Source organism: Reyranella humidisoli (assembly GCF_019039055.1).
GTDB classification, from domain to species: domain Bacteria; phylum Pseudomonadota; class Alphaproteobacteria; order Reyranellales; family Reyranellaceae; genus Reyranella; species Reyranella humidisoli.
In genome coordinates, this window is the sequence record NZ_JAHOPB010000001.1 from 3,169,560 (window position 1) to 3,183,112 (window position 13,553).

Annotated in this window: 15 protein-coding genes; 12 read left to right on the plus strand and 3 right to left on the minus strand. The window is 67.0% G+C overall.

The genetic code is table 11. From position 1 onward, the window contains the following. The first annotated feature begins 22 nt into the window (after positions 1-22). The 3 genes from KQ910_RS15435 to KQ910_RS15445 are packed head-to-tail and all read left to right on the plus strand — an operon-like array spanning position 23 to position 2,980. Positions 23-1,810 (plus strand): acyl-CoA dehydrogenase C-terminal domain-containing protein, encoded by a 1,788-nt coding sequence (locus tag KQ910_RS15435; RefSeq protein WP_216961982.1) that lies wholly within the window; start codon positions 23-25, stop codon positions 1,808-1,810. Beyond that, positions 1,807-2,139: a YnfA family protein gene (locus tag KQ910_RS15440; protein ID WP_216963906.1), complete on the plus strand. Its 333-nt coding sequence runs from the start codon at positions 1,807-1,809 to the stop codon at positions 2,137-2,139. Before KQ910_RS15435 ends, KQ910_RS15440 begins: the two co-directional genes overlap by 4 nt. 40 nt (positions 2,140-2,179) lie before the next feature. Continuing rightward, positions 2,180-2,980 carry an enoyl-CoA hydratase/isomerase family protein gene (locus tag KQ910_RS15445; protein WP_216961984.1) on the plus strand — a complete coding sequence of 267 codons (801 nt, stop codon included), beginning with the start codon at positions 2,180-2,182 and terminating at the stop codon, positions 2,978-2,980. A gap of 140 nt (positions 2,981-3,120) precedes the next feature. Here the strand turns inward: KQ910_RS15445 and KQ910_RS15450 are convergent, their stop codons facing one another. Then, complete coding sequence (locus tag KQ910_RS15450; RefSeq protein ID WP_216961985.1) at positions 3,121-4,200, minus strand: alcohol dehydrogenase catalytic domain-containing protein; 1,080 nt, start codon at positions 4,198-4,200, stop codon at positions 3,121-3,123. Between the two features lie 102 nt (positions 4,201-4,302). Here KQ910_RS15450 and KQ910_RS15455 point away from each other — a divergent pair, with 102 nt between their 5' ends. Both KQ910_RS15455 and KQ910_RS15460 read left to right on the plus strand, forming a co-directional pair. After that, complete coding sequence (locus tag KQ910_RS15455) at positions 4,303-5,085, plus strand: helix-turn-helix transcriptional regulator (protein ID WP_216961987.1); 783 nt, start codon at positions 4,303-4,305, stop codon at positions 5,083-5,085. A 58-nt stretch (positions 5,086-5,143) separates the two neighbouring features. Beyond that, complete coding sequence (locus tag KQ910_RS15460) at positions 5,144-6,043, plus strand: MBL fold metallo-hydrolase (RefSeq protein WP_216961989.1); 900 nt, start codon at positions 5,144-5,146, stop codon at positions 6,041-6,043. A 96-nt stretch (positions 6,044-6,139) separates the two neighbouring features. Here KQ910_RS15460 and KQ910_RS15465 read toward each other — a convergent pair whose 3' ends face one another. Further along, the gene (locus tag KQ910_RS15465) at positions 6,140-6,931 is read right to left on the minus strand and encodes an enoyl-CoA hydratase-related protein (protein ID WP_216961990.1); all 792 of its coding nucleotides are present in this window, start codon (positions 6,929-6,931) and stop codon (positions 6,140-6,142) included. Positions 6,932-7,183: 252 nt separating this feature from the next. On the opposite strand from KQ910_RS15465, the gene KQ910_RS15470 reads away from it, so the two are divergent. The 3 genes from KQ910_RS15470 (at position 7,184) to KQ910_RS15480 (ending at position 9,443) form a co-directional block, all read left to right on the plus strand. After that, positions 7,184-7,537 (plus strand): hypothetical protein, encoded by a 354-nt coding sequence (locus KQ910_RS15470; protein WP_216961993.1) that lies wholly within the window; start codon positions 7,184-7,186, stop codon positions 7,535-7,537. Between the two features lie 178 nt (positions 7,538-7,715). After that, positions 7,716-8,675: an OmpA family protein gene (locus tag KQ910_RS15475; protein ID WP_216961996.1), complete on the plus strand. Its 960-nt coding sequence runs from the start codon at positions 7,716-7,718 to the stop codon at positions 8,673-8,675. Positions 8,676-8,804: 129 nt separating this feature from the next. After that, entirely contained in the window at positions 8,805-9,443 is a 639-nt protein-coding gene (locus KQ910_RS15480) for a DUF1013 domain-containing protein (protein WP_216961999.1), read from the plus strand. A gap of 2 nt (positions 9,444-9,445) precedes the next feature. Here KQ910_RS15480 and KQ910_RS15485 read toward each other — a convergent pair whose 3' ends face one another. Continuing rightward, positions 9,446-10,438, minus strand: a complete 993-nt coding sequence (locus tag KQ910_RS15485; RefSeq protein ID WP_216962002.1) for an NAD(P)H-quinone oxidoreductase — start codon at positions 10,436-10,438, stop codon at positions 9,446-9,448. Between the two features lie 66 nt (positions 10,439-10,504). On the opposite strand from KQ910_RS15485, the gene KQ910_RS15490 reads away from it, so the two are divergent. The 4 genes from KQ910_RS15490 to KQ910_RS15505 are packed head-to-tail and all read left to right on the plus strand — an operon-like array spanning position 10,505 to position 13,542. Continuing rightward, positions 10,505-10,693: a DUF1192 domain-containing protein gene (locus KQ910_RS15490; protein WP_216962005.1), complete on the plus strand. Its 189-nt coding sequence runs from the start codon at positions 10,505-10,507 to the stop codon at positions 10,691-10,693. A 32-nt stretch (positions 10,694-10,725) separates the two neighbouring features. Beyond that, positions 10,726-12,021 (plus strand): O-acetylhomoserine aminocarboxypropyltransferase, encoded by a 1,296-nt coding sequence (locus KQ910_RS15495; protein WP_216962008.1) that lies wholly within the window; start codon positions 10,726-10,728, stop codon positions 12,019-12,021. Between the two features lie 2 nt (positions 12,022-12,023). Further along, on the plus strand, positions 12,024-12,812 hold the full coding sequence (locus tag KQ910_RS15500) for an alpha/beta fold hydrolase (protein ID WP_216962011.1): 789 nt from the start codon (positions 12,024-12,026) through the stop codon (positions 12,810-12,812). After that, entirely contained in the window at positions 12,805-13,542 is a 738-nt protein-coding gene (locus KQ910_RS15505; protein ID WP_216962014.1) for an SDR family NAD(P)-dependent oxidoreductase, read from the plus strand. The genes KQ910_RS15500 and KQ910_RS15505 overlap by 8 nt, the downstream gene beginning before the upstream one ends. Positions 13,543-13,553 lie beyond the last annotated feature (11 nt).

The window sequence follows — 13,553 nt, forward strand, 5'->3', positions numbered from 1 at the left end:
AAGTTCGACCGAGGAGGAAGGCATGGCCGTCTACAAGGCGCCGATCAAGGACATCCAGTTCGTTCTGAACGAAGTCATCGACGTCTCGAAGCTCGCCAAGTTGCCGGGCTACGAGGACGCGACGCCCGACACGATCCACGCCATCGTCGAGGAAGCGGCCAAGCTCTGCGAGAACGTGCTGTTCCCGCTGAACCGCACCGGCGACGAGGAAGGCTGCCACTACGAGAACGGTGTCGTGCGCACGCCCAAGGGCTTCAAGGAAGCCTACAAGCAGTTCGCCGAGGGCGGCTGGACGGGCATCACCTGCGATCCCGAGTTCGGCGGGCAGGGACTGCCGGCGACGGTCGGCTTCGCGCTGCAGGAGATGTTCACCGCGTCGAACCAGGCCTTCGCCATGTATCCGGGCCTCAGCCACGGCGCCTACGAGGCGCTGTCGCGGCACGGCTCGGACGAGCTCAAGAAGAAGTTCCTGCCCAAGCTCACCGACGGCACCTGGTCGGGCACGATGTGCCTTACCGAGCCTCATTGCGGTACCGATCTGGGCATGCTGCGCACCAAGGCCGAGCCGCAGGCCGACGGCAGCTACAGCATCACGGGCACCAAGATCTTCATTTCCGCGGGCGAGCACGACCTCACCGAGAACATCCTCCATCTCGTGCTGGCGCGCCTGCCGGATGCGCCGGGCGGCACCAAGGGCATCTCGCTCTTCCTCGTGCCGAAGTTCCTGCCGAAGGCGGACGGTTCGGTCGGTGAGCGCAACGGCATCCGCTGCGGCGCCCTCGAACACAAGATGGGCATCAAGGCCAACGCGACCTGCGTGATGAATCTCGACGGCGCCACCGGCTGGCTGGTCGGCGAGGCCAACAAGGGCATGACGGCGATGTTCGTCATGATGAACGCCGCGCGCCTCGGTGTCGGCATGCAGGGCCTCGGCATCGCCGAGACCTCCTACCAGAGCGCCGTCGCCTATGCGCGCGACCGCCTGCAGGGCCGCTCGCTCACCGGCCCGAAGAACGCCAACGGCCCGGCCGATCCGATCATCGTGCATCCCGACGTGCGCCGCATGCTGATGATCCAGAAGTCCTTCACCGAGGGCGCCCGCGCGCTCGCGCTGTGGGTCGGCATGCTGATCGACGAGGCGCATTCGCATCCCGACGCGGCGACCCGCGAGGCGGCCGACGATCTCATCCAGATGCTGACGCCGATCATCAAGGCCTACTTCACCGACATGGGCAGCGAGTGCGCCAACCTCGCGGTGCAGACCTGGGGTGGCCACGGCTTCATCCGCGAGAACGGCGTCGAGCAGCTCGTCCGCGATGCGCGCATCACCCAGCTCTACGAAGGCACCAACGGCATCCAGGCGCTCGACCTGGTCGGCCGCAAGCTGCCGATGAAGGGCGGCCGCGCCGCCCAGCGCCTGCTCGGCGAGATCGGCGGCTTCATCGCCCAGCACAAGGCCGACGAGAAGATGAAGGAATTCGTCGAGCCGCTCGAGAAGGCGATGGGCCGCGTGCAGGACTCGGCGCTCTTCCTGATGCAGAACGCGATGAAGAACCCCGACGAGGCCGGCGGCGCCGCCACCGACCTGCTGCGTCTGATGGCACTGACCGCGATGGCCTACATGTGGAACCGCATCGTCGTCGCCGCACACAAGGGGCTGGCGGCCGGCAACGACAATGCCTTCTACGAGGCCAAGATCGCGACCGCGCGCTTCTTCATGGCCCGCGTGCTGCCGCAGACCGTGTCGCTCAACCACCAGATCAAGGCCGGCGCCTCGACCCTGATGGCGCTGCCCGCAGACGCGTTCTGAAGTCGGTCCTCGCCTACGGAGCAGCGGCGTTCCTCGAGATCGCCGGCTGCTTCGCCTTCTGGGCGTGGTTGCGGCTCGGCGCCTCCATCTGGTGGCTGGCGCCGGGTATCGTGGCGCTGGGTCTGTTTGCCTGGCTGCTCACCTTCATCGAGTCGGACGCGGCGGGCCGCGCCTATGCGGCCTATGGCGGCATCTACATCGCCGCGACGCTCGTCTGGCTGTGGGCCGTCGAGGGCACGCGGCCCGATCGCTGGGACGTCACCGGCGCGCTGGTCTGCCTGATCGGCGCCGGCATCATTCTTTTCGCGCCGCATCGCGCGACGGGTTAACCTCGGGGCGTTGTTCAATAAACGCCTGAGGAAATTGCCCATGTCCGCACCGCACGTTCTCGCCGAAGTCAAAGACGGCATCGGCTGGATGACGCTCAACCGTCCCGAATCGCTGAACGCGCTCTCGATGGAAATGCGGGATCTGCTGATCGAACACAGCGCGAAGTTCGAGAAGGATCCGGCGGTGCGCTGCGTGGTGATCCGTGGCGCCGGCACGCATTTCATGGCGGGTGGCGACATTCGCGGCTTCCACAAGTCGCTGACCGAAGACAAGGAGGCCCATCTCGCGGGCTTCGAGATGCGGGTGGTTAAGGCGCACCAGGCGATCTACCAGATCCGCCGCATGAACAAGCCGGTCCTGGCCTCGGTGCAGGGCGCCGCGGCAGGCTTCGGCCTGTCGCTGATCCTGAATTGCGACCTCGCCATCGCGTCCGACGATTCGTTCTTCACGCTGGCCTATCGCCATATCGGCCTGAGTGCCGACGGCGGCGCGACCTACTTCCTGCCGAGGGTGGTGGGCGAGCGGAAAGCGCTGGAGATCGCGCTGCTCGGCGAACGCTTCACCGCCGAGGAGGCCAAGGCCAACAACATCCTGAACTGGGTCGTGCCGAAGGATCAGCTCGTCGCCGAGACCGAGAAGATGGCGCGCAAGCTGGCCGACGGTCCCACCTATGCGCTGGGCGTCGCCAAGAAACTGATCCGCAACTCGTTCGACAATAGCTGGGACGAGCACTCGCATCGCGAGGCCGAGGGCCTGGCAGCCTGCGCCGCGACCGAGGACCATTTCGAGGGGCTGAGCGCCTTCCTCGAAAAGCGGAAGGCGAAGTTCAAGGGACGCTGAGGAGGGAAGAGCTACTCCGTTGTCCCGAGGGGAGCCGCCCGAGGGGCGGCGCGGTCGAGGGACCTTTGTCGTCAACATGGATTGTTGACGGTGAAGCAAGGTCCTCGACGCCGCTTTGCTTTGGTCGGGACGACGGGGTGTCACGGCTGGACCACCGTCATCCTGAAGGGGCCCGTGTGGATCGCAGCGTAGGCCACGGCGTCGTTTACCTCGTCAAGACTGAAGGCCCTGACCTCGAAATCGTCGAGCTTCACCAGGCCGGCGCGGATGAGGGCGATCATGCGCGGCGTGGCGTCGGGCGGGTACATCCACTTGCCGATGATTGTGACGCAGTTGCGCATGAGCCAGGCATAGTCCAGCACCAGCCCGTCGCCGCTCGCCATGCCCACGCCCCCCATCAGCACGACGCGGCCGTAGGGCCGCACCGTCATCAGCGCGGCGCGCACCTGAAGCGCCGTGGCCATGGGCGGCAGCAGGTCGAGTACGCAGTCGATCGGGGCGGGAGCGGCTGTCAGTATGCGCTGGCGGTCGGCCCCCTCGTCACCCATCATCTTCACCGTCCGGACGCGCGGGCCGAGGCGCCGCGCCAGGTCGTTCAGCGCCGCCTCGTTGCGGCCCGTCGCGATCACGCAGCCGGCGCCCATCGCCACGGCCACGGCGACAGCGGCGCTGCCGAAGGTGCCGGTCGCGCCATTCACTAGCACCGTCTCGCCTGCCTTGAGGTTCGCGGCCAGGAAGCCCCCGTAGGGCACGAGCAGGGTGCCGAGGGCGCACCAGGACGGTGCGTCCTCGGGCTCGATCGCGCCGATCGGCGTCACGTTCTCTGTCGGCACGCGGACCTGCTGGGCGAACGAGCCGTCGTGGAAATACCTCTGCAGCCGCTGGGCATTGACGCTTCCGGCAGTCAGCCCCTGCAGGATGATGTCGGGCGATAGGACATGATCACGAGAGCGTACGGTGGGATCGCAGTTCACCCAGTCGCCGACGGCGAGATGCGTAGCGTCAGGGCCCGTCGCGCGGACGCGGCCGATGCCGCCGGAGCCGGGGATCATCGGCAACGCCATCAGGTAGCGGCGCTGGCCGCTGAAGACTTCGTGGGCGTAGCCAAGCACGCGCGCCGCCGAGACGTCGACGATGACCTCGCCCGTGCCCAGCACCGGGGCGGGCACCGTTTCGACGACGAGGGGCGATCCGAAGGTTTTCAGCACGGCGGCTTTCATGGGGGGCTCCTTTGGTGTCGGGTGCGCCAGTATCGATGCTCTCGCGGTGCCTATTCAGACCTGGTATTATCCTGGGATTAGAACACCCGGATTGACGATGGCATGAAGACCGCGACGGATCCCAATCGCAGCGCTCTCGGCGACTTTCTGCGCTCGCGCCGGGAGAGGCTCAGCCCCAAGGTCGTGGGTCTTTCGAGCGGGCGTCGTCGCCGGACACCCGGCCTCCGGCGCGAGGAAGTGGCCGCGCTCGCGGGGATCGGCGTCGACTGGTACATCCGGCTCGAGCAGGGGCGGAGCGTCAACCCGTCCGTCACTACTGTCGACGCACTGGCGCGGGCGCTCCGCCTCAGCAAGGTCGAGCACGCCCACCTGCGGGCGCTCACAAGCAGCGGCGATCGCCGCGCCTTCGTGCGCGAGACGGTGCCCGAGGCGATCCGCCGCCTGGTCGAGAGCCTGAAGCAGCCGGCCTATGTCACCGGCCGGCGCTGGGACATCCTCGCCTGGAACAAGGCCGCTGCGGAGGTCTTCGCCTTCGATCGCCTGGCCGAGGAGGACCGCAACACCCTCATCTGCGTCCTGACGAAGCCCGCCTCGCGACGGGTCTTTGGCGCCGCCTGGGCCGACGAGGCGAAACGCATGGTGGCGCAGTTCCGGGCCACACACGATCTGTGGGCCGAGGATCCGGCCTTCCTCGATCTTCTGCGCCGCCTGCGCGAGGGCTGCCCGGAGTTTGCGAGCTGGTGGAGCGCCCATGACGTCCGCGCCGCGGCCGCCGGACGAAAGCGGCTGTGGCATCCCAAGAAGGGGGGCCTCGCCTTCGAACACACGAGCTTCCAGGCCAATGACGACCCTGCATTGAAACTCGTCGTCTATACGGCGGTGTAACGGTTGATGCGGCGCGTTGCTGTGTCCAGAGTCCGGTGAAAGCAGGGGAGTAGGAAACATGCAGGATCGTCATATCGGCGACGTACGCGTCACCCGCATCGAAGAACAGATGGGGGCGGGCTTTCCGGCCAAGGATTTCTTCCCGGAGTTCGATGCCGAGGCCTTCAAGGCCGAGCAGCATTGGCTGGCGCCGAGCTATTTCCAGCCCGAGAGCGGGCGGTTGATGACCTCCATCCACTCCTGGCTGCTGCGCACGGGTAAGCACACCATCCTGGTCGACGCCTGCAGCGGCAACCACAAGCCGCGGCCGGGGATGCCGCGCTTCAACATGCTGAACACGCTGTATCTCGATCGCCTGCGCGAGGCGGGCGTGCAGCCGGAAGAGATCGACTTCGTGATGTGCACACACCTGCACGTCGATCACGTCGGCTGGAACACGCGGCTGGAGAACGGCAGGTGGGTGCCGACCTTCCCCAATGCCAAGTACGTGATGTCGCGCACCGACCACGACCACTGGTCGGCGCTCGCGAAGAAGGCCGATACCGAGGTCTACCAGGTCAACACCTACAACGACTCGGTGCTGCCCATCGTCGAGGCGAGGAAGGCCGAGTTCGTGTCGGGCGTACATGCGATGTGCGGCTGCCTGACGCTGAAGCCCGCGCCGGGCCACACGCCGGGGCAGATCCGCGTCGACCTCGACTCGCGCGGCAAGCGCGCGATTTTCGCCGGCGACGCGCTGCACAATCCGGTGCAGGTGCCGCTGTGGAGATGGAACAGCGTCTTCTGCGAGGACCGAGAGCTCGCCCGCCAGTCGCGCCACACGCTGCTGGCCGATTGCGTGGAGCAGGGGGCACTGCTGATGCCGGCCCATTTCGGCTCGCCGCACGCGGCCTACATCAAGGCCAACGGCGACCGCTTCGAACTCGACTGGGACTACGACAACGCGCGCGGGCGCTGAGCCGGTCCCACGGGCCGGCACCCGCTTCTTCGGCAAGGCTCCTGGTGGCCGGACAGGGGACCGGGTCTCGCTGCGATAGCCAGGAAGCCTCCCTGACTAACGCCCCTTCCAGTTGGGCTTGCGCTTCTCGGCGAACGCCTTCGGGCCTTCGACCGTGTCCTCGCTGTGCGCCATGGCGACGAAGGCGGGGTAGTGCTGGTTGCGCATGCCGATCTCGAGCGACGGCACGTCGAGCGAGCGCATGACGACCTGCTTGGTGGCGCGGACCGACATCGGCGAGCATTCGAGGATCTGGGCGGCCCACTTCTTGGCCGAGGCCATCAGCTCGGCGTGCGGCACCACCTCGGTGACGAAGCCCAGCTCGTAGCCTTCCTTGGCGCCGACGTGGCGGCCGGTCAGCATCATGCCCATGGCCTTCTTGAGCGGGATCATGCGGCTGAGGCGCTGCATGCCGCCGGCGCCGGCGGCGAGGCCGACGCGCGGCTCGGGCAGGGCGAATTTGGCCTGTTCCGAGGCGATGATGATGTCGCAGGCCAGTGCGATTTCGAAGCCGCCGCCCATCGCGATGCCGTTCACGGCCGCGATCACCGGCTTGTCGAGGTCGAAGCGGTTGGCGAGGCCGCCGAAGCCCTTGGCCGGATGGACCGGGCGCTTGCCGGTCTTGGCCTGGGTCTCGGCGTGGTACTTGAGGTCGTTGCCGGCGCAGAAGGCCTTGTCGCCGGCGCCGGTGATGATGGCCACCCAGAGGTCCGGATTGGTCTGGAACTCGTCGAACGCCTCGACCATCTCCTGGTTCGCCATTGGATGACAGGCGTTGTAGACCTCGGGGCGGTTGATCGTGACGATCATCAGGCGGCCGTCGGTCTCGACTTTGCTGTACTGGCCCATGGCAAACTCCTCCTTCTTTTCTGAACGGCGATTTACCGTCCAAAATGCCACGGTGGAAAGCCGGACGATGCGACCCATCTGCATCGTGAAATGACATTTTCACCATTCCGACACACCGCCGTCGGCTTCGCCGGGGCGCTCGCGCTGCCGGCGAGCCTCACTTGCGCTGCGACGTTAAACCAGAATCTTCGGACGGGCTCGGAGAGGCCACAAATCCTTGTGTCTCCCGCTGATCGGACTTCCGCGCCTCCGGTGCAACCGCATCCCGTCCTGATCGCCGAGGCGAAGAAGCCCCTGCCGGGTGTCAAGACATCCGAGCGTCCGGCTACCGCCGCGGAGATCGTCGGCAAGCTGCTGGCGCCGGGCGCATCCAATCCCGACGTGCCTTTGCCGCATCCCGACCTGTCCGAGCAATTCTCCGCCAGATCCGAATCAGGCGGCCCGTTGAAGGGGCCGACCCCCTATGGTCGCCCGGAGACCGGGGGCGGCGTGCTGGGCTTCCGGATGCCCATTCCAGTGGAGCGGAGCGGCAACGGACCCACCACTACATCTAGTCCTGGTGCGATCGGGCCGACGTTGCCGCTCGAGGGGGCTGCGAGGCCCTGATAGGGCTCACTGTGGCGTCCGGGCCACACGTTCCCGGCGAGTCGGATCGGGCGGGGGGCGCTGGTTGCACTGCACCAGAGGTGGTGTGTATATTCCGCCCAGTTGGCGAACGAACACAGCCCCGCCAACCTCTATTCAGTTTCAGGTCGACAAGTTTCACGAACGAGGGGAAGAACTCATGAAGAAGGCTCTTCTGGCGGCCGCCGCCATCGTCGCGCTGCCGCTGGCCGCGCAGGCGCAGTCGCCGCAGCCGGGTCTGTACATTGGTGCCGAGGGCGGCATCAACTGGCTGACGAACTTCACGGCGAACACGAACATCCCGGCGTTCCCGACGGTGAGCGTGACCCCGCAGCTGGGCTGGATGGCCGGTGGCGTGATCGGTTACGACTTCGTTGGTCCGCGCGTCGAGCTGGAAGGCATCTATCGCTGGAACCCGACGAACGTCGGCGTCCCGGGCACGGCCGTGAACAACCAGGTCGGCCAGCTCGGCATCATGGCGAACCTGCTGTACGACTTCATGCCGGGTTCGGTGATCACCCCGTACATCGGCGCCGGCGCCGGTCTGGGTCTGGTCGACGGCAACTCGTCGCTGGGCAGCACGGTGTTCGCCTATCAGGGCATCATCGGTCTCGGCTGGAACGCCGACACGAACTTCCGCGTGAACCTGGACGGCCGTTACTACGGCACGTCGAACCCGACCGTGAACGGCGTGGGTTGGACGAACAACAACTTCAGCATCATGCTGGGCCTGCAGCTCAAGTTCGGTGCGGAGCCGGCCGCTCCGCCGCCGCCGCCGCCGATGGTCGCTCCGCCGTCGTTCATGGTGTTCTTCGACTGGGATCGCTCGAACCTGTCGGCCCAGGCCCTGAACACGATCAAGCAGGCTGCCGGCGCGTACAAGACCAAGGGTAACGCCCGCATCACGGCGACGGGTCACACCGACACGTCGGGTGCGCCGGCCTACAACATGGCGCTGTCGCTGCGCCGTGCGAACGCCGTCAAGGACGCCCTGGTTCGTGAAGGCGTGCCGGCGACCGCGATCGCGGTGGTTGGCCGTGGCGAGCAGGGTCTGCTGGTTCAGACCGGCCCGAACGTCCGCGAGCCGCAGAACCGTCGCGTCGAGATCGTCATCCAGTAAGACGATCCGAAGCACTGGCTTCAGGAACGGCCGGGGGAGACCCCGGCCGTTTCCATTTTAGGGCTATGCGCTTTTCGGGTTGGCGGGGCCGGGGCAGGCCTCTATATCCGGGCTCAGGAGAGTGAATTCATGTCGCAAGTGTTGATGCCCAAGGCGACCGCCGTCTGGCTGGTCGAAAACACGACCCTGACGTTCGACCAGATTTCGGCCTTCACCGGCCTGCACCCGCTCGAGATCCAGGCGATCGCGGATGGCGAGGTTGCCGGCGGCATGACCGGCTACGACCCCACCACCAACGGCCAGCTCACCAAGGAAGAGATCAAGCGCGTCGAGGCCGACGGCAACGCGCGGTTGAAGCTCAGCCCGCGCGACGTGCCGATGCCGCAGGCGCGCTCCAAGGGGCCGCGCTACACCCCGGTGGCCAAGCGTCAGGACCGTCCCGACGCCATCGCCTGGTTGCTGAAGACCCACCCGGAATTGCAGGACAGTCAGGTCGCCAAGCTCGTCGGCTCGACCAAGAGCACGGTGCAGTCCGTCAAGGACCGCTCGCACTGGAACATGCAGAACGTCCGCCAGCGCGATCCGGTGACGCTGGGTCTGTGCTCGCTCAAGGACCTGAACGATGCGGTCGACCGCGCGCGCCGCAAGGCCGCCCGGGAAGACGCCGCTCGCAAGAAGGACTCGGCGAAGTCCGGCGTGGTCGAGGAAGCCCCCGTGGCGGCCGTCGATCCGGCCGAAGCCGACCAGCCCGACGTCGCCGAGCAGTAGACCTAGACGGTCATCATCACCTTGCCGACATGGTCGGCGCGCTCCAGTTCGGCATGCGCGCCGGCAGCGTCCCGCAGCGGGAACGTCTTGAAGAGGATCGGCTTGATCTTGCCGGCCTCGAGCAGCGGCCAGACCTTTTCCTTCAAGCCCCGCGCCATGCGGCCCTTGCTCTCTACGCTCTGAGGGCGGAGCGTCGAGCCGGTGAGGGTCAGGCGGTTGACCATCAGCATGCCGGCGCTGACCGTCGCCGTCGCGCCGCCCTGGACGGCGATCACGACGCAGCGGCCGTCTAGCTTCAGCAGCGACAGGTTCTTCGGCAGATAGTCGCCGGCCACCATGTCGAGCACCACGTCGACGCCGCTCGACAGCTTCTTCACCTCGGCCGCCCAGTCATTGTCCTTGTAGATGATGGCGTGGTCGGCCCCCAGTTCCTTCACCGCCTTCGCCTTCTCCGGCGTGCGCACCGTCGTGAGGACGGTCGCGCCGAACGACTTGGCGAGCTGGATCGCCGTCGTGCCGATACCGCTCGCGCCACCATGGATGAGCACCGTTTCGCCGGCCTTGAGCTGGCCGCGCTCGAACAGGTTGTGCCACACGGTGAAGTAGTTCTCGGGCAGGGCCGCGGCATGCAGCATGTCGAAGCCCTTGGGCGGCGGCAGGCATTGCGGCGCCGGCACGATGCAATACTCGGCGTAGGAGCCGCCCGGCGTCAGCGCGCAGATCGCGTTGCCCAGCTTCCAGCCGGTCACCCCGTCGCCCAGTGCGGCAACGGTGCCAGAGGCCTCGAGGCCCGGCAGGTCCGAGGCGCCCGGGGGCGGCGCGTAGTTGCCCATGCGCTGGGCGATGTCGGGGCGGTTGACCGCGGTGGCGGCGACCTTGATCAGGATTTCGCCGGCTCTGGGCAGGGGGACCGGACGGGTCGCCGGCACCAGCACCTCCGGGCCGCCATACTTGGTGATCTCGATACACGTCATCGTGGCGGGCAGGGCACTCATGGTCGGCCTTTCGAAGCAGGTGGAGCGATGCTAGTCCTGCCTTAACTGCTTCCGTGGAGACGCGCCATGGCCTTCGAACTCGACGATCTGGACCCCAGGCAGAAGAAGTCACAACCCAGGAATCTCGACATCATGAACGTCGAGGATCTCGAGGAATACGTCACTGTGCTCAAGGGCGAGCTCGAGCGCGTCGAGGCGAAGATCAAGGCCAAGCGGAGCCACGCCGCGGCAGCAGCCTCGCTGTTCAAGAAATAGCGGCGGCGGACCGCCCAAGAAGGGGAAGTGAATTGGTCGAAGCCAAGTTCCTGAGGCCCGATACGCTGGCGCTGCACGCCGGTCAGCATCCCGATCCGGCGACCGGTGCGCGCGCGGTGCCGATCTACCAGACGACGTCGTTCGTCTTCCGCGACGTCGACCATGCGGCGAGCCTGTTCAACCTCGAAGTCGGCGGCCACATCTACAGCCGCATCTCCAATCCGACCGTCTCGGTGTTCGAGGAGAGGGTCGCCGCGCTTGAGGAGGGGTCGGGCGCGCTGGCGGTGTCGAGCGGCCAGGCGGCGCTGCATATCGCGATCGCCACGCTCATGGGCGCTGGGGACCACATCGTCGCCTCGACCTCGCTCTACGGCGGCACGCGCAACATGCTGGCGCTCACCCTGCCACGCTTCGGAATCGAGACGAGCTTCGTTCATCCGCGCGACCATGAGGGCTTTCGCAAGGCCATCCGGCCCAACACGCGGCTGGTGCTGGGCGAGACGATCGGCAATCCGGGCGGGGAGGTGCTCGACATTCCGGCCATCGCCGCGATCGCCCACGAGGCGAAGATCCCGCTGATGATCGACAACACCTTCGCCTCGCCGATACTTTGCAAGCCGCTGACCCTGGGCGCGGACATCGTCTTCCATTCGGCGACCAAGTTCATCGGCGGCCACGGCGTGGCGATTGGTGGCGTCATCGTCGAGTCGGGCCGTTTCGACTGGGAGGGCTCGGGCAAATTCCCGACGCTCACCGAACCCTATGCCGGCTATCACGGCATCGACTACGCGGAGGAGTTCGGCCCGCATGCGTTCGTGATGCGCGCCCGCACCGAGGGCGTGCGCGACTTCGGCTGCTGCCTGTCGCCGCAGAACGCCTTTTATCTGATCCAGGGCCTCGAGACGCTGCCGCTGCGCGTCGCGCGCCACGTCGAAAACGCCCGCAAGGTGATGGCCTTCCTCAAGGCCAATCCGGCGGTCGAGCGCATCGCCTCGCCCGACATGCCCGATCATCCCGATCACGCGTTGGCGCAGAGGCTCCTGCCCAAGGGCACGGGTTCGATCTTCAGCTTCGACATCAAGGGCGGGCGCGAGGCCGGCCGCCGCTTCATCGAGCGGCTGAAGCTGTTCTCGCACCTCGCCAACGTGGGCGACGCGAAGTCGCTGGTGATTCATCCCGCCTCGACCACGCATGCCCAGCTCGATGCGGCGGCGCTCGCGGCGGCGGGCATCGGAGAGGGCATGATCAGGCTCTCGATCGGGCTGGAAGATCCCGAAGATCTGATCGACGATCTTGGGCCGGCGCTGCGCGCCGCGCAGAAGGGCTGACCATGAAGCTCACCGTCGACGGCCGGACCGTCTTCGCGACGACCGGCGGCGCCGAATTCGATGCGGCCAAGCCCACGATCGTCTTCCTCCACGGCGCGGGCTTCGATCGCACGGCCTGGCGCCTGCAGACGCGCTGGTTCGCCCATCATGGCCGCTCCGTGCTGGCCGTGGATTTCCCCGCGCACGGCTGGTCCGACGGTCCCGCGCTCGACAGCATCGGCGCGCTCGCCGACTGGACGGCGCGCCTGATCGAGGCCGCCGGCCTGAAGCAGGCGGCGCTGGTCGGCCATTCGATGGGCGCGCTGGTCGCGCTCGACTGTGCCGCGCGGCATGGCGACAAGGTGCGGGCGCTCGGCCTGTGCGGCGTCGCGTCGGAGATGCCGGTTCATCCCGAGATGCTCGAATCGGCCAAGGCCAACACGGCGAAGGTCCAGGAGCTGATGACCTTCTGGGGCATGGGCAACGCGCTGCACAAGGGCGGCATGGTCTCGCCCGGCCTGTGGCTGCGGCGCGAATCACTCTCGGTGCTGGCGGGCAACAAGCCGGGCGTGATCCACACCGATCTGGCCGCCTGCAATGCCTACAAGGATGCGCCCGTGCGGGCCGCTGCCGTGACCTGCCCGACCGTGTTCGTCCTGGGCGACGGCGATCTCATGACGCCCGCTGCCAAGGCGAAGACTCTCGTCACCGCCATCGCCGGATCGAAGGCCGTGACCATTCCCGACTGCGGGCACTTCATGATGGTGGAGCGCCCCGACGAGACGCTGGAGGCGTTGAAGGCCTGTGTCTGAACGCGTCGCTCTCGTCACCGGCTCTACCTCCGGAATCGGCGCCGCCATCGCGCGCCGCCTCGCGCACGACGGCTATGTCGTGGCGCTCCATTCGCGTAGCTCGGCCGAGGTCGGTCGTGCGATGGTTCAGGAACTGAAGAAGGCCAGCTATCACCAGGCCGATCTCGGCGACGAGACGGCCGCGCGCGGCCTCGTCGCCTCCGTGCTCGAGGCGCATGGTCGTCTCGACGTGCTGGTCAACAACGCCGGCCTGTCGATCCGCATCCCGCATACCGATCTGAAGGCGGCGACACCGTCGCTGTGGCGACAGATGCTCGATGTGAACCTGATCGCGCCGTTCGTGCTGGTCGCGGAAGCCGAGGCAGCGTTGCGCGAGTCCAGTGAGCGCGGCCGGCCGGCGAGCATCGTCAATATCGGCACGCATGCCGGCTCTCGACCCAAGGGCTCCTCAATTCCCTATGCCGCGTCGAAGGCGGCGCTGCATCACGTCACCAAGCTGCTGGCGCTGTCGCTGGGGCCGGCGATCCGCGTCAACGCCGTGGCGCCCGGCCTGGTCGAGACGCCGATGACGGCCAACTGGCCCGACATGCTGGAGACCTGGAAGGTGAAGTCGCCGATGAAGCGTCCTGCGAAACCGGAGGACATCGCCGATCTGGTGGCCGCGCTCTGCGCCAACGACTACGTTACCGGAGAGATCGTCATCGCCGACGGTGGGCTCAACCTCACCTAGCCAGACACGGA